Origin of the sequence: Escherichia sp. E10V10 (genome assembly GCF_004211985.1) — a bacterium.
Classification (GTDB): domain Bacteria; phylum Pseudomonadota; class Gammaproteobacteria; order Enterobacterales; family Enterobacteriaceae; genus Escherichia.
The window spans coordinates 371145-394154 of the sequence record NZ_RHJO01000004.1 but is presented as its reverse complement, the minus strand read 5'-3'; the positions used below and the strand labels follow the sequence as shown (position 1 = coordinate 394154).

Below are 23010 nucleotides of genomic sequence, written 5' to 3'. Positions count from 1 at the left end.
CCCTTACAAATAAAGATAAAGTCTGACTTTGTGCGCTCCAAGAAAATTGGCGCTACCGTACAGAGTCACCGCTGAACGTGCGGGAATGGTGACGCTGCGCGGCGTTTCCAGAGGGTGCATCTCAAGCCCCCTGGCGTCATACCAGTAAAAACGATAATGAACGGTAACGGGTTCTTGCCTTTCGTTATAAAGCGTCGAGGATGCTGAAGGCTGAATATCAGACGTTGAAAGAACGGGCTTTTCTGCGCTAATGCCCGCTGCCAGCAAAGATGACTCCATCACCAGTGACTGTTCATCATTCACCGGAATTTCCGGATGTGAGCGACAACCGACCAGCAATAGCAACGCCAGAGACGCCAGTCCAAAGCCCCTTTTTCTCATCGTTACAGGCCTTTATGCGCCAGCATTGGTCCCAACGGACGGCCACCCAGCAGGTGCATATGAATGTGATAGACCTCTTGCCCGCCATGACGGTTGGTATTCATGATCAAACGATAGCCATCTTCGGCAATGCCTTCTTGCTCGGCGATTTTTGCCGCTACGGTGATCATACGCCCCAGTGCCTGCTCATGCTCGGCAGACACGTCGTTCACGGTAGGGATAAGGATATTTGGAATGATCAGAATATGCGTTGGCGCTTGCGGCGAAATATCGCGAAACGCCGTTACCAGCTCATCCTGGTAGACGATATCGGAGGGGATCTCACGACGAATAATTTTGCTGAAAATAGTTTCTTCTGCCACGACATTTTCCTTTTTCAAATTGCCATGCGTTGCGCCATGCTACGCCGCGCTACACTGCGAGTATAGAGTATGGTCGAGTTAAACCTGCTCTTTCAACCTTAAGCCACGATTTATAAGCAAAAAATCGTTTTACTGCCGTATACATCGCCATTATTCCCATTTTTGCCTATGAATGGGCCGAAAACACCTTTTCTCTTTGGTTTAGATAATAACAGGGATATCGGCTACCAGGCCCTTCCTGCTACCACCAGCATTGCTTTGACAGTTTCCTTCCACTGCCGGGCAAAATTGCTATTCGCAGGTGGAGCTGTTCGCCTGTTATCAGATAACCAAAAACGTCTCATTGCTGGAAATAATCTGCTCGACAAAACCTACGATATCGACGTGAAAGGAACTATCGTCCCGGGCGCAACACGCAATTTAATGATGACCGATCTGATTAGCGGCTGTAAAAAAGGCAGCCATTCGGCTGCCTTAGTCTCCCCAACGTCTTACGGATTAGTTGTTGCGGATGTACTCATCCATTTCGGTTTTCAGGTTATCGGATTTCGTACCGAAAATCGCCTGAACACCGGAACCAGCAACCACTACGCCCGCTGCGCCCAGTTTCTTCAGGCCAGCCTGATCCACTTTGGACACATCAGCGACGCTAACACGCAGACGGGTAATACATGCGTCAAGGTTAGTGATGTTTTCTTTACCACCAAATGCAGCAACCAGAGCCGGTGCCATTTCGCTGGTGCCGGTAGCTTTCGCATCTTCAGTTGCGTCTTCACGGCCCGGGGTTTTCAGATCCAGAGCTTTAATCAGCACGCGGAAGATGGTGTAGTAAACGATCGCATAACCGATACCGACAATCGGGAACAGCCACAGCTTGCTGCTGTTACCAGACAGGACGATGAAGTCGATCAGACCGTGCGAGAACGACGTACCATCGCGCATACCCAGCAGGATACAGATCGGGAATGCCAGACCTGCCAGAATCGCGTGGATGATGTACAGGATCGGCGCAACGAACATAAAGGAGAACTCGATTGGCTCGGTAATACCGGTCAGGAACGAGGTCAACGCCGCGGAAATCATGATACCGCCCACTTTAGCGCGGTTTTCTGGTTTAGCAGAGTGCCAGATAGCAATCGCGGCAGCCGGCAGACCGTACATTTTGAACAGGAAGCCGCCAGACAGTTTACCCGCGGTCGGGTCACCCGCCATATAACGCGGAATGTCACCGTGGAATACCTGACCTGCGGCGTTGGTGTATTCACCAATCTGCATCTGGAAAGGTACGTTCCAGATGTGGTGCAGACCAAACGGTACCAGGCAGCGTTCGATGAAGCCGTAAATGCCAAACGCAACTACCGGGTTCTGGTAAGCAGCCCACTGGGAGAAGGTCTGAATGGCGGAACCAATTGGCGGCCAAATAAAGGACAGCACAACGCCAGTAAAGATGGCAGCCAGGCCAGAAATGATCGGCACAAAGCGTTTACCGGCAAAGAAGCCAAGATACTCAGGCAGCTTAATACGGTAGAAACGGTTAAACATGTACGCTGCGATCGCACCGGAGATGATCCCCCCGAGTACGCCCGTATCCGCCAGGTGTTTAGCGGCGATTTCTTCAGCAGGTAAATGCAGTACCAGCGGCGCAACCACGGCCATGGTTTTTACCATGATGCCATAGGCAACAACTGCGGCCAGCGCGGATACGCCATCGTTATTGGTAAAGCCGAGGGCGACACCAATTGCAAAAATCAGTGGCATGTTTGCAAAAACGGAACCGCCCGCTTCTGCCATAACATGCGATACAACGGCGGGCAGCCAGCTGAAATTCGCGGAACCGACGCCAAGCAGAATACCTGCGATAGGCAGTACGGATACCGGCAGCATCAGCGATTTACCGACCTTTTGCAGGTTAGCAAATGCATTCTTAAACATAATTGAGAGTGCTCCTGAGTATGGGTGCTTTTAACGTTCTCACGCGTGGCAAGGGGGGGAGAACCTTGCCGTGTACAGGGCGTCTAAGCGCCCTTTATTTATTACACAGAGTAAAATAATTCATGGCCGATTTGTTTGACGGCTATCACGTTTCAACTTCGGACCTTTAGCGAAGTTGCACGTATTGACAAAATAAATGCCATAATGCGTCAAACATGGTTATTCACCGCCCAATTTGCGGCGGTGAACTTTACTCGTTTTAGTAATTAATTACGAGCCTTAAAATAAACTCATTTAACGGATGGATTGAAGGCGGGAAGCGTCGATGTGAAACAGGCGGGCGAAGTTATCGGTGGTTACCTGCGCCAGCTCTTCAACGGCAACACCTTTCAACACAGCCATGTATTCAGCAACATCACGAACCATTGCAGGTTGATTCTCTTTTCCTCGATGCGGCACAGGTGCCAGATAAGGCGCGTCAGTTTCGACCAGTAACCGGTCGAGCGGCACATAACGCGCGGCATCACGTAGTTGTTCTGCATTACGGAAGGTCACAATGCCGGAGAAGGAGATGTAAAATCCAAGATCCAGTAATTTGCCTGCCGTTTCTCTGTCCTCTGTAAAACAGTGTAGTACGCCACCGCAATCCGTCACCTTTTCTTCGCGCAGAATTGCCAGCGTATCGGCGCGGGCGTCACGCGTATGGACAATAACCGGCTTGTTCAGTTCACGACCAATCTGGATATGGTGGATGAAAGACTCTTGCTGACGCACTTTAGTTTCCGGCGTGTAATAATAATCCAGCCCGGTTTCCCCAAGGGCAACAACGCCCTCTTCCGCCGCAAGGCGGCGTAAATCTTCCACATCATAGGGATCGTTCTGGTTGAGCGGATGCACACCGCAAGAAAATACGACATTGTCACGTTCGCCTACCAGATCCCGCATATGCAGATAACCCGGTAATGTCGTGGCGACCGCCAGACAAAATTTCACATCGCGCGCAGCGGCTTTTGCCAGAACGTCATCCACGTCCTTATGCAAAGATTCATAATCCAGACCATCGAGATGGCAGTGTGAGTCGACTAAAAACATGATGTCTCTCTTAAAGATGAGGAACCGGTAGCACAACGCCCGGTTGCAGGTAATGCTCAATACGCAGTAAAAGATCGGTGATGAGAAGCTCGCGGTTTACGCCAGTGACAGAAATTAACTGCTCACGGGTGTGACAAACATCCCCCAGTATAGCCTGCAGGCGCGCGGGAGAAAGCTGGTTTGCCAGCGCAGCAACAACGCCCGGCACATCAACATTGGTAACCTGCGAAGCGCCATACTTGCGCTTGAGCGCGTCCATCATCAGGGTTGCCAGCCAGTGCAGACGCGCCGGAGCTTGTTCATGATTAAGTGTCGGCAACAGGGAATACCAGTCGCCAGATTGCACACTGTGAGCCAACGCCTGGCAAAGTGTTTCGCGGGCCTGCCAGGTATCTCCCTGAAACAACGCCAACTCCGCGCCAGGCGAACCGGCGCTTAAGCGCAGTGCGGCAAGTAACGCGTCCTGTGACATTGTCACTTCACGTGAAAGCCAGGTCACGGCGTACTGTTCTGGCGGTGGTGCGAGGTAATGTAGCCGACAACGACTACGTAATGTCGCCAGTAAACGTTCAGGCTCCCGGGTAGCAAGGAAAAACCAGGTTTCTGCCGGCGGCTCTTCCAGTGTTTTTAGCAAAGCGTTCGCCGCAGCGTCGGTCAGCAAGGCGGCATCGGTTATCCAGACAACCTTAGCACCGCCTAAACGCGCGTGTTCATTCAGTTTTTCAGTGACTTCACGCACCGCATCAATGCCCAGCGCGTTCTTCCCTTTTTCGGGAGCAAGGGTGTAATAGTCGGGATGAGTTCCCGCCTGCATCAACTGACATCCACGACAGTGGCCGCAGCTTTTATGCCCCTCTGGTTGTTGGCACAGGAGGTAACGGCTTAAAGCGTAGATTAAGGCGTCATCGCCCATGCCAGGTAACGCCTGAATGAGTAGCGCATGGTGCCCCCTTCCGGCCTGATAGTTGGCTACCAGTTTCTCGAAATCGGGTCTTAACCACGGATACCATCTCATGCGTTATGTTCCTTAACCCAGTGAGTCACGGTGGTGCGAATCGCCTCCATCACTGATTCCAGTGGCTGAGTGGCATCAATGGTGTAAATGCTTTTATCCTGTGCCGCCAGTTCAAGATAGCGGGCGCGAGTACGATTAAAGAAATCGAATGACTCTTGCTCAATGCGATCCAGTTCGCCACGCGCACGGGCACGTTTTAGCCCCACTTCTGGGGTCACATCAAGATAAAGCGTCAAGTCAGGACGAAAATCCCCCAGAACAGCATCACGCAGCGTTGCCAACATATGCTGGTCAATTCCACGACCGCCGCCCTGATACGCCTGAGTGGAGAGATCGTGCCGATCGCCAATCACCCAGGTGCCTTTCGCCAGCGCCGGTTTGATGACAGTTTCCACCAGCTGAACGCGCGCGGCATAAAACATCAGTACTTCGGCTTTATCGGTAATGACTTCATCGCCTACCGATTTGATATCCAGCACCAGGCTTCTTAATTTTTCCGCCAGCTGCGTACCGCCGGGTTCTCGAGTGAAAACCATGTCGCGGATCCCCAGTTGCTCAAGCGTCTCAACCACCACGTTTCGCGCGGTGGTTTTGCCTGCGCCTTCCAGCCCTTCAATGACGATATACTTACTGCGCATTTTTTTCCTTAAGCACTTTCAGGTAATCCTGCACAGACTTGTTATGACTGGCAAGATTGGTATTAAACGTGTGACCGCCTTTACCATCGGCCACAAAATAGAGATACGGCGTTTTCGCCGGATGCGCAGCAGCCTTCAGCGAATCCGCCCCCGGCGTAGCAATCGCGCCTGGCGGCAGACCAGTAATGGTGTAGGTGTTATACGCTGTCGGCGTTTCCAGATCTGCACGAGAAAGTTTGCCATTATAACGCTCTCCCATCCCGTAAATCACCGTCGGGTCGGTTTGCAGGCGCATGCCGATACGTAAACGGTTGATAAATACTGAGGCAACCTGATCGCGCTCGCTGGCAACGGCGGTTTCTTTTTCGATTATCGACGCCATCGTTACCAACTGGTTTTTATCTTTATACGGCAGACCATCCGCTCGCCCATCCCAGGCGCTATCGACCGCTTTCACCATTTTCTTGTGCGCTCGTTTGAGTAACGCGACATCAGTGGTATTAGCGGTATACATCCAGGTGTCTGGCCAAAACCAGCCTTCAATCCACTCTGGATTTTCAAGTTCCAGGGCCTGCGCCACGGTAGCGTATTTATCGTCGCTTAACGTGTGCGTGATATAGGGTGCCTCACGCAATTGTTTGAGGTAGTCGCTCAGACGCATCCCTTCTACCAGACGTAGCGGAAACTGCGCTTCTTTCCCGCTTTTCAGCAGCTGTAACATTTCGCGCACGGTCATCTGCGGCGTAAAGCGATAAGTCCCGGCTTTGAAATGGGAAAGGTCCGGCTCAATACGCAGCAACCACTGAAAGACGCGGGGGCGATTGATGATTTTATCGGCATACAATTGTTCACCGAGAGCCATTCTTCCGGTTCCAGGTTTCAGGGTGAATATCGTCTCTTCTTTAATAAGTAATTTGCTGTCGGCAAGATGGCGAACCTTCCAGACGCCCACACCAGCGGCGATACCCAGTACCATCAGCAATAACAGGATAATCAATAACACTTTTTTCATGACTAATTCGGGTGCTCACAAAGTGGGGCTAAATATTCATATAGCGTTGTTGACGAAAAGAAGACATCATCACAGGCACGCACAGGCATAACTGGCATCAGCGCATTACAAACCATCACTTCATCTGCCTGCATCACGTCTTCCAACGAGGCTTGCACTTCGGCAATCTGATAGGAGGATTGTGCCAGTAAACGGATACAGAATTGTCGCATAATACCGTTAACTCCAGCCTGATCCAGACGCGGCGTGTAGACCACGTTGCCTTTACGCCAGAACAAATTAGCTGCACAGCATTCCGTAACCCACCCTTCACTGTCAAGAACCAGCGCCTCGTCGGCGTTTGTCTGCTCAAGATGAGAGCGAATCAACACTTGCTCAAGACGATTAAGATGTTTAATTCCCGCAAGATGAGGATTGCGTCCCAGGCGTACCGGGCTTAGTGCCAGCAGCATTCCCTCTTTGCGTAAGCGGTCGTAATGCGTTGGGTAAGCCGTAACTGAGAGCATGCGCGTTGCCGGTCCGCTGTTTAACGTACTGTAACCTCGCCCACCACTGCCACGACTGATCACCACTTTCAGCACTCCATTCTGCTGCTCTGCCGCCAGAGTCGCCATCTCGTGCTCAAGCTGCACCCAGAAGTCACAAACGATCATTAACCGCTGACAGGCTTCCTGTAGTCGCGTAATGTGCGCGGATAATAAGCTGACTTTACCGTCGATAATTCTGGCTGTCGTGAAACAGCCATCGCCAAATTGTATGGCCCGATCGCTTGCTGCCAGCGAATCCTGTTTATGACCGTTAATTAAGAACATACCGGCTCCTTATAATAGGATTGTAAGTGTGGCAGCATGTTCACTGCGGAACAAGTCTGAATAAAATCTAAGAAAAAAGGCCCGCAAGCGGACCTTTTATGTAGGTGGGAAATGGCGACTTAGATCTTTTTGAAGATCAAAGAACCATTGGTGCCACCGAAGCCGAAGGAGTTACACAGAGTGTATTCCATTCCGCTGACCTGACGCGCTTCATGCGGCACAAAATCCAGATCGCAACCTTCATCCGGGTTATCCAGGTTGATGGTCGGCGGAACAGCCTGATCGCGCAGCGCCAGGATGGAGTAGATAGACTCTACTGCACCTGCTGCACCTAACAGGTGACCGGTCATGGATTTCGTGGAGCTTACCAGCACACGGCTTGCAGCTTCACCGAAGATAGTTTTCACGGCCTGCGCTTCAGCTTTATCGCCAGCTGGCGTAGAAGTACCGTGCGCATTCACGTAGCCAATCTGGCCAGGCTCAATTCCTGCGTCACGCAGAGCATTTGCCATTGCCAGTGCTGCGCCTGCGCCGTTTTCCGGCGGCGACGTCATATGGTAAGCATCGCTGCTCATACCAAAGCCGACGAGTTCAGCGTAAATTTTCGCACCGCGTTTTTTCGCGTGTTCGTACTCTTCAAGTACCAGCATACCGGCGCCATCGCCCAGTACGAAACCATCACGCTCTTTATCCCACGGACGGCTAGCCGCTTGCGGGTTATCATTGCGGGTAGATAATGCACGTGCCGCGCCAAAACCACCAACGCCCAGCGGCGTACTGGCTTTCTCTGCGCCACCTGCAACCATCACGTCAGCATCGCCATACGCGATAATACGCGCAGCTTGACCGATGTTGTGCACGCCAGAAGTACAGGCGGTCGCGATAGAGATGCTTGGGCCACGCAGGCCATACATGATAGTCAGGTGACCTGCCACCATGTTCACAATCGTTGACGGAACGAAGAATGGGCTGATCTTACGCGGACCACCGTTCATCAGAGATGTGTGGTTTTCTTCGATCAGTCCGAGGCCGCCAATCCCGGAGCCAATTGCGGCACCAATGCGGGTTGCGTTCTCTTCCGTTATTTCAAGGCCAGAATCCTGCATGGCCTGAACGCCAGCGACAATTCCATATTGAATGAAGGCATCCATCTTGCGCTGTTCTTTGCGCGAGATAATGTCCTCACAGTTAAAATCCTTTACTAAGCCAGCAAATTTCGTTGCATAGGCGCTAGTATCGAAATGGTCGATTAGGCTGATGCCACTCTGACCGGCAAGCAGAGCTTTCCAGGTAGACTCTACGGTATTGCCGACAGGAGACAACATGCCCAGTCCGGTCACAACTACACGACGCTTAGACACGTTTGTCCTCCAGGGAGGGAAAAAAATGATTCTAGTGGGACAAAAAAGAAAAAACTCAGGCGGTCGAACGACCGCCTGGAGATGTTCACTTACGCCTGGTGGCCGTTGATGTAATCAATGGCAGCCTGAACGGTGGTGATTTTCTCAGCTTCTTCGTCCGGAATCTCAGTATCAAACTCTTCTTCCAGAGCCATTACCAGCTCAACGGTGTCAAGAGAATCCGCGCCCAGGTCTTCAACGAAAGAAGCATTGTTGGTAACTTCTTCCTGCTTAACGCCCAGCTGTTCGCCGATAATTTTCTTAACGCGTTCTTCGATAGTGCTCATACTCTTAAATTTCCTATCAAAACTCGCTTTCGCGATGGTTTTCGTAGTGTATAAAATGTTGAAAAATTTGCAACTAAATCCCGGCAGGTCTTACCACGATTTTGCGTTATTTTGAGGCCATACCCCCCAACAACGCAAATCATTTTGCACTTATTATTACTCATAACCACGCAGACTGCGCGCAACATGAGCATTTTGTGCAAATCGCGGTCAGACCATGTACATCCCGCCGTTCACATGCAAAGTTTCACCCGTGATGTAAGCTGCTTCGTCGGATGCCAGGAATGCAACCGCGTTGGCGATTTCCTGTGCGCCGCCGAGGCGACCCGCAGGAACCTGCGCCAGGATACCCGCACGCTGGTCATCGCTCAGCGCACGTGTCATGTCCGTTTCAATAAAGCCCGGAGCAACAACGTTTACAGTAATACCGCGTGACGCAACTTCGCGCGCCAGTGATTTACTGAAGCCGATCAAGCCCGCTTTCGCCGCAGCGTAGTTGGCCTGACCGCCATTTCCCATGGTACCAACCACAGAACCGATAGTGATAATACGACCATGACGCTTTTTCATCATAGCGCGCATTACCGCTTTTGACAGACGGAAAACAGATGAAAGGTTGGTTTCGATAATATCGTTCCACTCATCATCTTTCATTCGCATTAACAGGTTATCACGAGTGATACCGGCATTATTGACCAGGATATCGACTTCACCAAATTCTGCGCGAATTTTTTCCAGAACAGATTCGATAGATGCCGGGTCGGTCACATTCAACATCAGACCTTTACCGTTGGCGCCTAAATAATCACTGATCGCCTGAGCGCCGCTTTCACTGGTCGCAGTACCGATAACTTTCGCGCCACGAGCCGCGAGCGTTTCAGCGATTGCACGGCCAATCCCGCGGCTAGCACCGGTTACCAGTGCGATTTTTCCTTCAAAATTCATGTTGTTCCTCTTTTAAAGCTCGAGCGCCGCTGCCATCGCTGAAGGTTCGTTCAGCGCCGAGGCGGTCAGGGTGTCGACAATACGTTTCGTCAGGCCGGTAAGCACTTTGCCCGGCCCCACTTCATAAAGATGCTCAACGCCTTGCGCTGCCATGTATTCAACAGATTTTGTCCATTGAACCGGGTTATACAACTGACGTACCAGTGCATCACGAATGGCATCGCCATTGGTTTCGCATTTGACATCAACGTTATTCACAACCGGAACGGTCGGCGCGTTAAAGGTGATTTTCGCTAATTCAACCGCCAGTTTGTCGGCAGCAGGTTTCATCAGCGCACAGTGAGAAGGTACGCTCACCGGCAACGGCAGCGCACGTTTCGCGCCCGCAGCTTTACAGGCAGCGCCAGCACGTTCAACCGCTTCTTTGTGACCAGCAATAACCACCTGGCCTGGAGAGTTGAAGTTTACCGGAGAAACGACCTGACCTTCTGCTGCATCTTCACAAGCTTTCGCAATAGACGCATCATCCAGACCGATGATTGCCGCCATTGCGCCAGTTCCTTCCGGTACGGCTTCTTGCATGAACTTGCCGCGCATCTCAACCAGACGTACCGCATCAGCAAAATCAATCACACCAGCGCAAACCAGCGCGGAGTATTCACCCAGGCTGTGACCGGCCATCATCGCCGGTGCTTTACCGCCCTGCTGCTGCCATACACGGTACAGTGCAACAGAGGCAGTTAACAGTGCTGGCTGAGTTTGCCAGGTTTTATTCAGTTCTTCGGCTGGCCCCTGCTGGGTCAGCGCCCACAGGTCATAGCCCAGCGCCGCAGAAGCTTCAGCAAAGGTTTCTTCGACAATTGGATAGCTCGCCGCCATATCAGCCAGCATGCCAACGGTTTGAGAACCCTGACCAGGGAACACAAATGCAAATTGCGTCATGTTTAAATCCTTATCCTAGAAACGAACCAGCGCGGAGCCCCAGGTGAATCCACCGCCAAAGGCTTCAAGCAGAACCAACTGCCCCGGCTTAATACGCCCGTCGCGTACGGCTTCATCCAGCGCGCACGGTACAGAAGCGGCAGAGGTATTACCATGGCGGTCCAGCGTCACGACGACATTGTCCATTGACATGCCGAGTTTTTTCGCCGTTGCGCTGATAATACGCAGGTTCGCCTGATGTGGAACCAGCCAGTCCAGTTGGGAACGGTCAAGATTATTTGCTTCCAGCGTCTCATCAACGATGTGCGCCAGCTCCGTTACCGCAACTTTGAAGACTTCGTTGCCCGCCATGGTCAGATGAATTGAATTCTCTGGATTCACGCGGTCGGCGTTTGGCAGCGTCAGCAATTCACCATAACTACCGTCGGCATGCAGATGGGTAGAGATGATTCCCGGCTCTTCAGAGGCAGCCAACACCGCAGCGCCCGCGCCATCGCCAAAAATGATAATGGTCCCACGATCTGTGGGATCGCAGGTGCGCGCCAGTACATCGGAACCGACGACCAGAGCATACTTCACCGCACCAGATTTCACGTATTGATCGGCCACACTCAATGCATAGGTGAAACCTGCGCAGGCTGCGGCAACGTCAAACGCCGGGCAGCCTTTGATGCCCAGCATGCTTTGGATCTGACATGCTGCGCTCGGGAAGGCGTGGGTGGCAGAAGTCGTTGCCACAACAATCAGGCCAATCTGGTCTTTATCGATGCCTGCCATTTCAATTGCACGCGTTGCCGCTTCAAAACCCATGGTTGAAACGGTTTCATTTGGCGCAGCAATATGGCGTTCGCGAATACCGGTACGAGTAACAATCCACTCGTCAGAAGTATCCACCATTTTTTCCAGATCGGCGTTTGTCCGCACTTGTTCGGGCAGATAGCTGCCAGTACCAATAATCTTCGTATACATGTACGCTCAGTCACTTTTCGGTTATATACCGTCACTTGCAAACTGCGAGTTCGCTGGCAGCGTCCTGCTACCGCAGAGTTCCGCTTTTGCCATCGTCCAGCAGCTCAAAACCAGCTGGGTATACAGATTTCAGGCGAGCGGCAATTCGCTGAGGAACTTGTCGCTGCACCGCCTGCACTGCCTGTTCAATCGCGACCGCAAAAGCTCGCTGATTGGCCGCACCATGACTTTTTATCACCGTGCCGCGCAATCCTAACAGACAGGCGCCGTTATACTGGTCGGGGTTGAGGTGACTGAATCGCCTCGTCAGGCTCTTTTGTAGCCAACGCTTTAATAACAGTAGCCACCACGACCGTTTTTTTCCTTCACCCTGAGATTTCAGCAGAGAAAGGAACATCCTGACAACACCTTCCATCGTCTTTAATGTGACATTTCCTGTAAAGCCGTCACAGACCAGCACATCTGTCTTGCCAGTTAATAACTCATTGGCTTCAAGATAGCCGATGTAATTGATAGAAGGGATTGTTTTCAGCACAGCTGAGGCATCCTGAATGCTGTCAAGACCCTTCACTTCTTCTTCACCAATATTGAGCAACGCCACGCGAGGGTTGGGAATTTCCACCACCTCTTCAGCCAAAACAGAGCCCATAATGGCGAATTGCACCAACATCGTGCTATCACAATCGACGTTGGCCCCTAAATCAAGGACCACCGTTTTGCCCTTTTGCTGATGCGGCAGCACCGTCACCAACGCAGGACGCTCAATCCCCTCAAGGGGCTTGAGTAATAATTTTGCCAGTCCCATCAACGCTCCGGTATTACCAGCGCTGACGCAGGCTTGTGCTCTACCTTCTTTAACCAGCTCCAGCGCCACGCGCATTGAGCTACCGCGACTGGCGCGAATAGCTTGCGAAGGCCGGGCATCACTGGCGATAACTGACTGCGCAGGGATAATCTGCAGACGCGAACGTTGTTCAAAGTCAGCTTTAGCAAGTAATGGCGTGATGGCGTCGGGATTACCGACTAAAAGAAGAGTGAGTTGCGAATTAGAATTCAGTGCCTGCAAAGCTGCAGGCACTGTCACGGAAGGACCGAAATCCCCTCCCATGACATCTAACGCCAGGGTTAGACGTGTCAAGGTATCGTCGCCGCCCGGTTTGGTCTTTCCCCAGTTGCCTGGGGAAAATCCTCACTAAGCTTCATCACGCAGACGCGTGATTACTTAGCGATGACCTTGCGGCCGCGGTAGTAACCGTCGGCAGTGATGTGGTGACGCAGGTGTTTTTCACCAGAAGTTTTGTCTACAGACAGGCTGGTGACTGCGGTCAGCGCGTCATGGGAACGACGCATGCCACGTTTGGAACGGGTTGGTTTATTCTGTTGTACGGCCATGGACCTTACTCCTCAATTACGGTTTATCCCCGATCCAACGGGGAGCACCAATTACTTACGCTTTAAGCTGGCTAATACGGCAAATGGGTTTGGCTTTTGCGCTTCTTCAGGCAGTTCACCAAAGACCATGTCCGCTTCGGACACTTCACAGTGTTCAGAATCATGCACCGGAACTACCGGCAAGGCGAGGATGATTTCATCTTCAACCATTGCAAGCAGATCGATTTCACCGAATTCGTTAACCTCAATCGGTTCATACGCTTCCGGCAGTGCTTCAGCCTGTTCGTCTGAACGCACAGGACTAAAACAATACGTTGTGTAGACCTGATGAGTAAACGGCTTCCCGCAACGCTGACACTCGAGCGTTACCGTCACCTTCGCATCGCCGTTTAACACCGCGAGACGTTGGTTATCGATAGCGAACGACATGGAGCATTCCACATCACTGTCCACACTGACCACAGATTCGGCGACGCGCTCAACCTGATCAGGAGTATAAATACCCTGGTAATCAAGGCGTTTTTGAGCCGTACGAACCGGATCGAGAGTCAGGGGTAATTTTACCTTTTGCATAGGGCGCGCATATTAACTTTGTAACGTCATAGAGTCAAAGAAAAAGGCAGCCTGTGGTTGCCTTTTGCCAATAATTCGCACACATTGCGGGTTACTGCTTTATTTTCGTTCAGTGCTGACAACGAACATCAACCTGCAAAACGAAGCGCATAGTTTAAAATGGCTATCATCAATACGCTATATCTGATGGAAAAAAATATGCCTAAACTTATTTTAGCCTCCACATCGCCCTGGCGCCGCGTCCTACTGGAAAAACTGCAAATCTCTTTCGAATGTGCCGCGCCGGAGGTCGACGAAACCCCGCGCAGCGATGAATCACCGCGCCAGTTGGTGCTTCGACTGGCGCAGGAAAAAGCGCAATCCCTGGCGTCACGTTATCCGGATCATTTAATTATTGGTTCTGATCAGGTGTGTGTACTGGACGGTGAAATCACTGGCAAACCGTTAACGGAAGAAAATGCCCGTCTGCAATTACGTAAAGCCAGTGGCAATATTGTCACCTTCTATACCGGGCTGGCGCTGTTTAATTCGGCGAATGGGCATCTGCAAACAGAAGTTGAACCTTTTGACGTCCATTTCCGTCACCTGAGCGAGGCGGAGATTGATAATTACGTGCGTAAAGAACATCCCCTGCACTGCGCAGGCAGCTTTAAGAGTGAAGGGTTTGGTATTACGCTGTTTGAGCGCTTAGAGGGGCGCGACCCTAACACGCTGGTTGGTTTGCCGCTTATCGCGCTCTGTCAGATGTTGCGCCGGGAAGGGCAAAACCCGCTGATGGGATAATTTTATGGGCCGGACGCGTTTACGCCGCATCAGGCAGTCAGCACCAATTGCCGGATGCGGCGTAAACGCTTTATCAGGCCTACCGCCGACTACCAGGTTTATATGCTCGCATTAACGCGTGTTACGCAGTTTCTGCAAACAACGCTTCAAACCATCATCCATTGGCGCTTCGATACGCATCACCTCACCGGTCCCCGGATGCGTAAACTTCAACGCCGCCGCATGCAGGAACAAACGATTTAACCCCGTTCCCGATTCAGTTAGTTGTTTATCGAATTCACGGTCGCCGTAACGATCGTCAAACGCTATCGGATGACCGGCATACTGAGTATGCACACGGATCTGATGAGTACGTCCGGTAACCGGGCTACAACGCACCAGGGTGGCAAACGCATAGCGTTCCTCCACTTTAAAACGCGTTTCGGATGGTTTACCTTCCTGACTCACACGCACAATACGCTCACCGCTTTGCAAAATATTCTTCAATAACGGCGCTTGTACACTCTTCACGTGTGACTGCCACTGGCCGCGCACCAGCGCCAGGTAATCTTTCTGCATGCCTTTTTCACGTAACTGCTCATGCAGCGAACGTAACGCCGAGCGTTTTTTCGCCACCAGCAGCACGCCTGAAGTGTCTCTGTCGAGTCGATGCACCAGTTCGAGGAACCGCGCTTCAGGGCGCAACGCCCGCAAACCTTCAATAACGCCGAAACTTAAACCACTGCCGCCATGTACCGCCGTGCCGGACGGTTTATTCAGCACCAGAATATGATCATCTTCATATAAGATGACATCCGCCAGCGCCGCCACTTTTTGCAGATGTGGCGACACCGCATCTTCTTCCCGTTCGGCAACGCGAACTGGCGGAATACGCACTTCGTCGCCAGCTTCGAGTTTATATTCAGGTTTAATACGTTTTTTGTTCACCCGTACTTCACCTTTACGCAAAATACGGTAGATCATACTTTTTGGTACGCCTTTCAGTTGGGTACGCAAAAAATTATCGATACGTTGCCCTGCTTCGTCAGCAGTGATAGCAACGATTTTTACGGATGGAGTCTCTGTTTTCATGGTGGGCGATTCTAAATAGCCAGCAGGATTCGCGCCACTCATTTTTCTATGCTTATATTTAGTTTTGCACCTTATTACTTCGCAGGGTGATCACCTAATTGGTGGTTATTAAACCAATCGCCAGCAAGAAGTGAAAAAACTGTGAGTAAGTGGGTGATAAATGGTAAAAGTCATCTTGCTATAACAAGGCTTGCAATGGAATAATGAGAACGTTTCCGTGTCCAACCTTGTTAAAACAAGAAATTTTACGGAATAACCCATTTTGCCCGACCGATCATCAACGCAGCAATGGCGTAAGACGTATTGATCTTTCAGGCAGTTAGCGGGCTGCGGGTTGCAGTCCTTACCGGTAGATGGAAATATTTCTGGAGAGTAATACCCAGTCTGTTTCTCTGATAATTGCGCTGTTTTTCCGCATGAAAAACGGGCAACCGACACTCTGCGCCTCTTTGAGCTGACGATAACCGTGAGGTTGGCGACGCGACTAGACACGAGGCCATCGGTTCACACCCGGCAAGGCGTTACTTTGCCCGCAGCTTAGTCGTCAATGTAAGAATAATGAGTAAGTTACGATGAAAAGAATGTTAATTAACGCAACTCAGCAGGAAGAGTTGCGCGTTGCCCTTGTAGATGGGCAGCGTCTGTATGACCTGGATATCGAAAGCCCGGGGCATGAGCAGAAAAAGGCTAACATCTACAAAGGTAAAATCACCCGCATTGAACCGAGTCTGGAAGCTGCTTTTGTTGATTACGGCGCTGAACGTCACGGTTTCCTCCCTCTTAAAGAAATTGCCCGCGAATATTTCCCAGCTAACTACAGTGCTCATGGTCGCCCCAACATTAAAGATGTGTTGCGTGAAGGCCAGGAAGTTATTGTTCAGATTGATAAAGAAGAGCGCGGCAACAAAGGGGCTGCGCTGACCACCTTTATCAGCCTGGCGGGTAGCTATCTGGTTCTGATGCCAAACAACCCGCGCGCGGGTGGCATTTCTCGCCGTATTGAAGGCGACGACCGTACCGAATTAAAAGAAGCACTGGCAAGCCTGGAACTGCCGGAAGGCATGGGGCTTATCGTGCGTACCGCAGGCGTCGGCAAATCTGCCGAGGCGCTACAATGGGATTTAAGCTTCCGTCTGAAACACTGGGAAGCGATCAAAAAAGCCGCTGAAAGTCGCCCTGCTCCGTTCCTGATTCACCAGGAGAGCAACGTAATCGTTCGCGCATTCCGCGATTACTTACGCCAGGACATCGGCGAAATTCTTATCGATAATCCGAAAGTGCTCGAACTGGCGCGTCAGCATATCGCTGCATTAGGTCGCCCGGATTTCAGTAGCAAAATCAAACTGTACACCGGTGAAATTCCGCTGTTCAGCCACTACCAGATTGAATCCCAGATTGAGTCCGCCTTCCAGCGTGAAGTCCGTCTGCCGTCTGGTGGCTCCATTGTTATCGACAGCACCGAAGCGTTAACCGCCATCGATATCAACTCCGCACGTGCAACTCGCGGCGGCGATATCGAAGAAACTGCGTTTAACACCAACCTGGAAGCTGCTGATGAAATTGCTCGTCAGCTGCGTTTGCGTGACCTCGGTGGTCTGATTGTTATCGACTTCATCGACATGACGCCAGTACGCCACCAGCGTGCGGTAGAAAACCGTCTGCGCGAAGCGGTGCGTCAGGACCGTGCTCGTATTCAAATCAGCCATATTTCTCGCTTCGGCCTTCTGGAGATGTCCCGTCAGCGCCTGAGCCCGTCGCTGGGTGAATCCAGTCATCACGTTTGTCCGCGTTGTTCCGGTACTGGCACCGTGCGTGACAATGAATCCCTGTCGCTCTCTATTCTGCGTCTGATTGAAGAAGAAGCGCTGAAAGAGAACACCCAGGAAGTCCACGCCATTGTTCCTGTGCCAATCGCTTCTTACCTGCTGAACGAAAAACGTTCTGCGGTAAATGCTATTGAAACGCGTCAGGACGGCGTGCGTTGTGTGATTGTACCTAACGATCAGATGGAAACCCCGCACTACCACGTGCTGCGCGTACGTAAAGGGGAAGAAACGCCGACCTTAAGCTACATGCTGCCAAAACTGCATGAAGAAGCGATGGCGTTGCCGTCTGAAGAAGAGTTTGCTGAACGTAAGCGCCCGGAACAACCTGCACTGGCAACCTTTGCAATGCCGGATGTGCCACCAGCGCCAGCTCCGGCTGAACCTGTAGCGCCTGCAGCAGCCCCGGCACCTAAAGCGGCACCAGCAACGCCAGCAGCTCCGGCACAACCGGGTCTGTTGAGTCGCCTTTTCAGTGTACTGAAATCGCTGTTCAGTGGCGGTGAAGAAAGCAAATCGGTCGAGCAACCTGCACCAAAAGAGGAAGCGAAACCGGAACGCCAACAGGATCGCCGTAAGCCTCGTCAGAACAACCGCCGTGACCGTAATGAACGCCGCGACACGCGTAGCGAACGTACGGAGGGTAGCGATAATCGCGAAGAGAACCGTCGTAATCGTCGCCAGGCGCAGCAGCAAACGGCTGAGACGCGTGAGAGCCGTCAGCAGGCTGATGTAACGGAAAAAGCGCGTACCACTGACGAACAGCAAGCGCCGCGTCGTGAACGTAGCCGCCGCCGTAACGATGATAAACGTCAGGCGCAACAAGAAGTGAAGGCGCTGAATGTTGAAGAGCAATCTGTTCAGGAAACCGAACAGGAAGAACGTGTACGTCCGGTTCAGCCGCGTCGTAAACAACGTCAGCTGAATCAGAAAGTGCGCTATGAACAAAGCGTTGCAGAAGAAGTGGTAGCCGCACCTGTGGTTGAAGAAACTGTCGCTGCCGAGCCTGTTACTCAGGAAGCACAAGCCCCGAGCACTGAACTGGTGAAAGTACCGCTGCCAGTCGTAGCGCAAACTGCGCCGGAACAGCAAGAAGAGAACAACGCCGATAACCGTGACAACGGTGGCATGCCACGTCGTTCTCGCCGTTCGCCTCGTCACCTGCGCGTGAGTGGTCAGCGTCGTCGTCGCTATCGTGATGAGCGTTATCCAACCCAGTCGCCAATGCCGTTGACCGTAGCGTGCGCGTCTCCGGAACTGGCCTCTGGCAAAGTCTGGATCCGCCATCCAATTGTACGTCCGCAAGATGTACAGGTTGAGGAGCAACGCGAACAGGAAGAAGTGCAGGTGCAGCCGATGGTGACAGAAGTCCCTGTTGCTGCCGCCGTCGAACCAGTTGTTGCTGCGCCGGTTGTTGAAGAGGTGGCTGAAGTTGTAGAAACACCTGTTCAGGTTGCAGAACCGCAACCAGAAGTTGTTGAAACAACGCATCCTGAAGTGATTGCCGCAGCGGTAACAGAACAGCCTCAGGTGATTGCCGAGGCCGATGTTGCCGTAGCGCAGGACGTTGCAGAGCACGCAGAACCGGTAATTGAACCGCAGGAAGAGACGGCAGACATTGAAGAAGTTGCCGAAACTGCCGAGGTTGTAGTTGCCGAACCTGAAGTTGTCGCTCAACCTGCCGCCCCGGTCGTCGCTGAAGTCGCAGCTGAAGTTGAAACGGTAGCTCCTGTTGTATCCGAGGTAATCGTTGAACATAACCACGCTACCGCGCCGATGACACGCGCTCCGGCACCGGAATATGTTCCGGAAGCACCGCGTCACAGTGACTGGCAGCGCCCAAGCTTTGCCTTTGAAGGTAAAGGTGCCGCAGGTGGTCATGCAGCAACACATCATGCATCTGCTGGCCCTGCGCGTCCGCAACCTGTTGAGTAAAACTTAACTCAAAGTGATCAAGCCCTGGCAACCGCCAGGGCTTTTTTATTTCAGGGGCAGTGCCTTTGCTGTAATGACATTAGCGTTACATATGTTGTATGATTATTATCCATATAAAGCTGAAGGATTTTTTTATGCCAGCCGCCAACAACATTCCAGCCAGGCGCGAATCTTTAAATCTGCGCATAAAACCCGCAGATCGCGATCTTATCGACCGGGCCGCTAAAGCCCGAGGAAAAAATCGCACCGAATTTGTCCTTGAGGCCGCCAGAGCCGCAGCTGAAGAGGCGCTCATTGAGCAGCGAATTTTCAGGATGGATTCTGATGATTATCAGCTATTTTTGAATCGGCTGGATCAGCCACCCGCGCCCAATTCTGCATTACGCAAAACCATGCAAACACCCGCGCCGTGGGAACAGAAAAAATGATTCAGGCCCCCGAACCACTCCAGGCAAAGCATCAATTCACCTCTTTTTGCTCGGGGGTAGAAACGATGGATAACTGGCTAAAGCAGAGGGCCCTAAAAAATCAGCTTGCAGGTGCATCACGTACATTTGTTGGCTGCGATACTCATAGCAACGTTTTGGCTTATTATTCGCTTGCCTCAAGCGCCGTCGAAATGCATGTCGCAACAGGACGATTTCGCCGTAATATGCCAGAACCGATCCCTGTTGTAGTACTTGGTCGTTTGGCAATAGATAAATCATTACAGGGTCAGGGTATCGGTCGCGCGATGGTCAGAGATGCCGGTCTACGAGTACTACAGGCAGCTGAAGTCATTGGTATTCGCGGAATGTTGGTCCATGCGTTATCAGACCAGGCCCGCGAGTTTTATCTGCGAGTGGGTTTTGAGCCGTCACCTGTCGATTCTATGATACTGATGGCAACATTGGCTGATTTGCAGGCATGTCTGTAATCGTTCTTTATGCCTCATAGCAAAAAAATGCCCGCCCCGGCGATCCCAGAGCAGGCAGACAAAACATACCCAGTTTCAAGATATGCTTAAATACGAGCTTATTTGTTGAGCTGGAAAAGCGACAATCCTTGCATATCTGTAAACGCTTTGTACGACGCCTGCAATGCCGTTTGCTGCATGATGTAAGAGGAAATAGTTGCATTCCAGTCCACATCAACCAGATCACTCATCTGCTGCGTTTGCCCTAAAGCGCGATCGCTACCTAATGAATCCAGCGACTCCAGTTCATTCAGTTGCGTGCCGAGTTCAGCACGTACGGTCAGGACATTATTCAGTGAGTTTTTCAGGCCACGGTTGGTTTTATCCAATGCCGCAGCGGCGGTTTCTTTATCCGCTTCGCTATCTGCGACTGGCGTTTTTAGCGCCGCGATGGCGCTATCCAGCATAGCAAACAGGTTAGTTTCAGAATCGCTACCGTCAGGTTCCGCTACCGCGTTGCTGGTGATGCTGTTGAAAATTTTGTCACCGGTATGCCCTATCACCATTGAGCGAGAGGCATCGACCTGCTGCTTAATACTTTCTGTTCCGCCGACATAATCACCGTCAGCCTCACTAAACGGCGCGGATTCTGTTTTATAACCGGCAAAAATGTAGCGCCCGTTCCCATCCGTGGTATTCGCCAGATTTAACAACTGGTCGCGGATCCCCTGAATATCCGTTGCCAACGATGCCCGGTCATCATCACTTAACGTGCCGTTGCTGGCATAAACAATTTTTTCCTGGGCATTCTGGATTGCCGTCGTCACCTGGCCAAGCACGCTTTCTTCCAGCGACACCTTTTGGGTTGCAAAAGTCCGCGCCAGTGTGTACTGGCTGTTTTGCGCCTGCGCCTGGGAGAGAACTACGGCTTGTGATGCTGCAATGGGATCGTCAGAAGGGTTAACGACTCGCTTACCCGTCGACATCTGTTCGCCGTACTTCATCCATTCCGCCTGAGAATTGGTGATACCACGCATATTTTGCTGGTACATCATCTGGGTACTGAAACGCATCTTATCTCCCCTTAGCGAATGTTAATCAGCGCATCAAAAATGGCATTCGCCGTCTGCAGAACCTGTGCATTGGCCAGGTAATACTGCTGAAAACGTTGCAGATTGCCGTACTCTTCGTCGAGATTGACGCCAGAGATAGACTGCTGCTGATTAGAAAGTTGCGTCACCACATTACTTTGAGTAGTGCTGCTGGTTTTCAACGTGGCGGTTTTATTCCCGATATCGCTAACCAACGAGGCATAGGCATCGTTAAAGGATTTCCCCCCGCCGACCGTTTTGCCATTAGTTTGCAAATCCAGCAGCGCCTGACCATTGCGGTTGTCGCTTTCACCGGCAGTTTCGTCGCTGGCCATGGCGATTTTCGCTTCGTCAGTGATTAGTACATCCATATTGACGATGGCATCGCTTACCGGTTTCAACGTGAAGCTGTCGTTTGGTTTTGGCGTTCCGGTGAAGGTCAGTTCCAGACCATCAAATGAGACTTTACCGTCGGCATCAGGCACCACCGTAAAAGTGGTATTGCTGGCCAGACGGGTGACCTGCCACTGATTATCTTGGAACGTGATTTTGTAATCTGTCGCCAGCACAGCGGAACTATCGGTCACCGTAGCACCGATCGCGGAGCTACCTTTGTTTTTGCTATTTTCCAGAACAGCGGGCTTACCAATAGCAAAGAAATCCCCCCCTTCTTTACCATTGGCATCATACCCCTTGTTATGTTGGGCATTGAAAGCCTCGGCAAATGCCAGCGCCAGTTGCCCGAGCGTATTGCGCGTCTGATCAAGATCCTGAGAACGAAATGTCAGAATGCCGCCCAGCGACCCCGTATTCAGCAATTTCTCCGGGATCTCGATATGTTCCGCCGTCCCATCAACATAAGCGACTGTCGTACGAGAAGGATCGGCGCTGGATGGGACTGCTGCAAGCTGACGTGCCGAACTGCCCTGAACCAGCGAATACCCATTGGCCATGGTGATATTGTAAGTACCGCCATCCTGAACGCTGACCTCAACACCAACGATCTGGTTTAATTCACTCACCAGTTGATCGCGTTGATCAAGGAGATCGTTGGGTGAAGCCCCTGCTCCCACGCCTGTTAAACGGGAGATCTGATCGTTCAGGCTGGCGATTTGTTTGGCATAATTATTGATCTGGTCGACGCTGGCACCTATCGCGATATTGACCTGTTTGTCCTGGTCGCGCAGATACTGGTCGGTGGTTTTAAACTGATTTACCAGACCTTCCGCCTTGCCAATCAGCGCCTGCCGCGCAGCCGGATCTTCTGCGTTACTGACCAGCGTTTGCAAACTGGTAAAGAAGTCCTGCATTTGCGTTGCCAGCGACGTGGTGCTGCCAGAGAGCATATTGTCGATTTTCGACATTTGCTCATAACGGGAAGTCAGGCCGCTACTCTGGGTCTGAGCCGCACGTAACTGATTGGTAATAAACGCATCGTATTCACGCTGCACGCCAGAAACATAGACGCCATTGCCTCCCCAACCGCCCGCACCTAACGTACTGTTAGCCTGCGCCATAATGGTGGTTTGTCGGGTATATCCGGCAACGTTATAGCTGGAAATATTATTACTCGCCGTATTTAACGCCGCCTGGGCAGCGTTAAGTCCGCTCATGGCGTTATTAATCAAGCTGGACATGGAGGTTCCTTGTAAGCCTTCAA

General features: G+C 51.7%; 23 protein-coding genes. 4 read left to right on the top strand and 19 right to left on the bottom strand.

Features of this window, described 5'->3' with window-relative positions:
- Positions 1-3 precede the first annotated feature (3 nt).
- The 16 genes from D9736_RS10670 to yceD all read right to left on the bottom strand — a co-directional run bounded on the left by D9736_RS10670 (position 4) and on the right by yceD (position 13752).
- Positions 4-381 (bottom strand): YcfL family protein, encoded by a 378-nt coding sequence (locus D9736_RS10670; protein ID WP_130258300.1) that lies wholly within the window; start codon positions 379-381, stop codon positions 4-6.
- 2 nt (positions 382-383) lie between these two features.
- Positions 384-743, bottom strand: coding sequence for a purine nucleoside phosphoramidase (hinT, locus tag D9736_RS10665; protein WP_054445830.1), 360 nt, complete (start codon positions 741-743; stop codon positions 384-386).
- A 498-nt stretch (positions 744-1241) separates the two neighbouring features.
- Positions 1242-2675: a PTS glucose transporter subunit IIBC gene (ptsG, locus tag D9736_RS10660; protein ID WP_000475698.1), complete on the bottom strand. Its 1434-nt coding sequence runs from the start codon at positions 2673-2675 to the stop codon at positions 1242-1244.
- A 294-nt stretch (positions 2676-2969) separates the two neighbouring features.
- Complete coding sequence (locus tag D9736_RS10655; protein WP_130205555.1) at positions 2970-3767, bottom strand: metal-dependent hydrolase; 798 nt, start codon at positions 3765-3767, stop codon at positions 2970-2972.
- Between the two features lie 10 nt (positions 3768-3777).
- Complete coding sequence (gene holB / locus D9736_RS10650) at positions 3778-4782, bottom strand: DNA polymerase III subunit delta' (protein ID WP_130258299.1); 1005 nt, start codon at positions 4780-4782, stop codon at positions 3778-3780.
- The gene (gene tmk, locus D9736_RS10645; protein ID WP_130205551.1) at positions 4779-5420 is read right to left on the bottom strand and encodes a dTMP kinase; all 642 of its coding nucleotides are present in this window, start codon (positions 5418-5420) and stop codon (positions 4779-4781) included. Before tmk ends, holB begins: the two co-directional genes overlap by 4 nt.
- Positions 5410-6432 (bottom strand): cell division protein YceG, encoded by a 1023-nt coding sequence (gene yceG / locus D9736_RS10640; protein WP_064528577.1) that lies wholly within the window; start codon positions 6430-6432, stop codon positions 5410-5412. The genes tmk and yceG overlap by 11 nt, the downstream gene beginning before the upstream one ends.
- A 2-nt stretch (positions 6433-6434) precedes the next feature.
- Positions 6435-7244 carry an aminodeoxychorismate lyase gene (pabC, locus tag D9736_RS10635; protein ID WP_130215902.1) on the bottom strand — a complete coding sequence of 270 codons (810 nt, stop codon included), beginning with the start codon at positions 7242-7244 and terminating at the stop codon, positions 6435-6437.
- 119 nt (positions 7245-7363) lie between these two features.
- Positions 7364-8605 (bottom strand): beta-ketoacyl-ACP synthase II, encoded by a 1242-nt coding sequence (gene fabF, locus D9736_RS10630; RefSeq protein ID WP_130205545.1) that lies wholly within the window; start codon positions 8603-8605, stop codon positions 7364-7366.
- Between the two features lie 89 nt (positions 8606-8694).
- Positions 8695-8931 (bottom strand): acyl carrier protein, encoded by a 237-nt coding sequence (gene acpP, locus D9736_RS10625; protein WP_000103754.1) that lies wholly within the window; start codon positions 8929-8931, stop codon positions 8695-8697.
- A 210-nt stretch (positions 8932-9141) separates the two neighbouring features.
- Positions 9142-9876, bottom strand: a complete 735-nt coding sequence (fabG, locus tag D9736_RS10620) for a 3-oxoacyl-ACP reductase FabG (RefSeq protein WP_001008542.1) — start codon at positions 9874-9876, stop codon at positions 9142-9144.
- Between the two features lie 12 nt (positions 9877-9888).
- On the bottom strand, positions 9889-10818 hold the full coding sequence (gene fabD, locus D9736_RS10615; RefSeq protein WP_130215900.1) for an ACP S-malonyltransferase: 930 nt from the start codon (positions 10816-10818) through the stop codon (positions 9889-9891).
- A 15-nt stretch (positions 10819-10833) separates the two neighbouring features.
- Positions 10834-11787: a beta-ketoacyl-ACP synthase III gene (fabH, locus tag D9736_RS10610; RefSeq protein ID WP_130205541.1), complete on the bottom strand. Its 954-nt coding sequence runs from the start codon at positions 11785-11787 to the stop codon at positions 10834-10836.
- A 67-nt stretch (positions 11788-11854) separates the two neighbouring features.
- On the bottom strand, positions 11855-12925 hold the full coding sequence (gene plsX, locus D9736_RS10605) for a phosphate acyltransferase PlsX (protein ID WP_074399521.1): 1071 nt from the start codon (positions 12923-12925) through the stop codon (positions 11855-11857).
- Between the two features lie 80 nt (positions 12926-13005).
- Positions 13006-13179 (bottom strand): 50S ribosomal protein L32, encoded by a 174-nt coding sequence (gene rpmF / locus D9736_RS10600; protein ID WP_000290727.1) that lies wholly within the window; start codon positions 13177-13179, stop codon positions 13006-13008.
- A 51-nt stretch (positions 13180-13230) separates the two neighbouring features.
- Positions 13231-13752 carry a 23S rRNA accumulation protein YceD gene (gene yceD, locus D9736_RS10595; RefSeq protein WP_001174481.1) on the bottom strand — a complete coding sequence of 174 codons (522 nt, stop codon included), beginning with the start codon at positions 13750-13752 and terminating at the stop codon, positions 13231-13233.
- 198 nt (positions 13753-13950) lie between these two features.
- Here yceD and yceF point away from each other — a divergent pair, with 198 nt between their 5' ends.
- Entirely contained in the window at positions 13951-14535 is a 585-nt protein-coding gene (yceF, locus tag D9736_RS10590; protein ID WP_064528833.1) for a 7-methyl-GTP pyrophosphatase, read from the top strand.
- Positions 14536-14646: 111 nt separating this feature from the next.
- On the opposite strand, the gene rluC is transcribed toward yceF, so the two are convergent.
- Positions 14647-15606 (bottom strand): 23S rRNA pseudouridine(955/2504/2580) synthase RluC, encoded by a 960-nt coding sequence (rluC, locus tag D9736_RS10585; protein ID WP_130258298.1) that lies wholly within the window; start codon positions 15604-15606, stop codon positions 14647-14649.
- A 572-nt stretch (positions 15607-16178) separates the two neighbouring features.
- Here rluC and rne point away from each other — a divergent pair.
- The 3 genes from rne (at position 16179) to D9736_RS10565 (ending at position 20280) form a co-directional block, all read left to right on the top strand.
- On the top strand, positions 16179-19364 hold the full coding sequence (gene rne, locus D9736_RS10575; RefSeq protein ID WP_130258297.1) for a ribonuclease E: 3186 nt from the start codon (positions 16179-16181) through the stop codon (positions 19362-19364).
- Positions 19365-19498: 134 nt separating this feature from the next.
- A complete protein-coding gene (locus D9736_RS10570; protein ID WP_130258296.1) occupies positions 19499-19792 on the top strand; it encodes a DUF1778 domain-containing protein in 294 nt (97 codons plus the stop codon).
- Positions 19789-20280, top strand: coding sequence for a GNAT family N-acetyltransferase (locus D9736_RS10565; RefSeq protein ID WP_130205533.1), 492 nt, complete (start codon positions 19789-19791; stop codon positions 20278-20280). Before D9736_RS10570 ends, D9736_RS10565 begins: the two co-directional genes overlap by 4 nt.
- A 98-nt stretch (positions 20281-20378) precedes the next feature.
- On the opposite strand, the gene flgL is transcribed toward D9736_RS10565, so the two are convergent.
- Both flgL and flgK read right to left on the bottom strand, forming a co-directional pair.
- Positions 20379-21332 carry a flagellar hook-associated protein FlgL gene (flgL, locus tag D9736_RS10560; RefSeq protein ID WP_130215892.1) on the bottom strand — a complete coding sequence of 318 codons (954 nt, stop codon included), beginning with the start codon at positions 21330-21332 and terminating at the stop codon, positions 20379-20381.
- Positions 21333-21343: 11 nt separating this feature from the next.
- A complete protein-coding gene (flgK, locus tag D9736_RS10555) occupies positions 21344-22987 on the bottom strand; it encodes a flagellar hook-associated protein FlgK (RefSeq protein ID WP_130258295.1) in 1644 nt (547 codons plus the stop codon).
- Positions 22988-23010: the final 23 nt, after the last annotated feature.

Excerpts from the sequence above, each read along its gene's own strand:
- fabH (WP_130205541.1), bottom strand. The coding sequence starts at position 11,787 with ATGTATACGAAGATTATTGGTACTGGCAGCTATCTGCCCGAACAAGTG.
- rluC (WP_130258298.1), bottom strand. The coding sequence starts at position 15,606 with ATGAAAACAGAGACTCCATCCGTAAAAATCGTTGCTATCACTGCTGAC.
- D9736_RS10670 (WP_130258300.1), bottom strand. The coding sequence starts at position 381 with ATGAGAAAAAGGGGCTTTGGACTGGCGTCTCTGGCGTTGCTATTGCTG.
- holB (WP_130258299.1), bottom strand. The coding sequence starts at position 4,782 with ATGAGATGGTATCCGTGGTTAAGACCCGATTTCGAGAAACTGGTAGCC.
- yceF (WP_064528833.1), top strand. The coding sequence starts at position 13,951 with ATGCCTAAACTTATTTTAGCCTCCACATCGCCCTGGCGCCGCGTCCTA.
- D9736_RS10570 (WP_130258296.1), top strand. The coding sequence starts at position 19,499 with ATGCCAGCCGCCAACAACATTCCAGCCAGGCGCGAATCTTTAAATCTG.
- fabG (WP_001008542.1), bottom strand. The coding sequence starts at position 9,876 with ATGAATTTTGAAGGAAAAATCGCACTGGTAACCGGTGCTAGCCGCGGG.
- yceG (WP_064528577.1), bottom strand. The coding sequence starts at position 6,432 with ATGAAAAAAGTGTTATTGATTATCCTGTTATTGCTGATGGTACTGGGT.
- yceD (WP_001174481.1), bottom strand. The coding sequence starts at position 13,752 with ATGCAAAAGGTAAAATTACCCCTGACTCTCGATCCGGTTCGTACGGCT.
- acpP (WP_000103754.1), bottom strand. The coding sequence starts at position 8,931 with ATGAGCACTATCGAAGAACGCGTTAAGAAAATTATCGGCGAACAGCTG.
- D9736_RS10655 (WP_130205555.1), bottom strand. The coding sequence starts at position 3,767 with ATGTTTTTAGTCGACTCACACTGCCATCTCGATGGTCTGGATTATGAA.
- ptsG (WP_000475698.1), bottom strand. The coding sequence starts at position 2,675 with ATGTTTAAGAATGCATTTGCTAACCTGCAAAAGGTCGGTAAATCGCTG.
- rpmF (WP_000290727.1), bottom strand. The coding sequence starts at position 13,179 with ATGGCCGTACAACAGAATAAACCAACCCGTTCCAAACGTGGCATGCGT.
- rne (WP_130258297.1), top strand. The coding sequence starts at position 16,179 with ATGAAAAGAATGTTAATTAACGCAACTCAGCAGGAAGAGTTGCGCGTT.
- pabC (WP_130215902.1), bottom strand. The coding sequence starts at position 7,244 with ATGTTCTTAATTAACGGTCATAAACAGGATTCGCTGGCAGCAAGCGAT.
- flgK (WP_130258295.1), bottom strand. The coding sequence starts at position 22,987 with ATGTCCAGCTTGATTAATAACGCCATGAGCGGACTTAACGCTGCCCAG.
- tmk (WP_130205551.1), bottom strand. The coding sequence starts at position 5,420 with ATGCGCAGTAAGTATATCGTCATTGAAGGGCTGGAAGGCGCAGGCAAA.
- D9736_RS10565 (WP_130205533.1), top strand. The coding sequence starts at position 19,789 with ATGATTCAGGCCCCCGAACCACTCCAGGCAAAGCATCAATTCACCTCT.
- flgL (WP_130215892.1), bottom strand. The coding sequence starts at position 21,332 with ATGCGTTTCAGTACCCAGATGATGTACCAGCAAAATATGCGTGGTATC.
- fabD (WP_130215900.1), bottom strand. The coding sequence starts at position 10,818 with ATGACGCAATTTGCATTTGTGTTCCCTGGTCAGGGTTCTCAAACCGTT.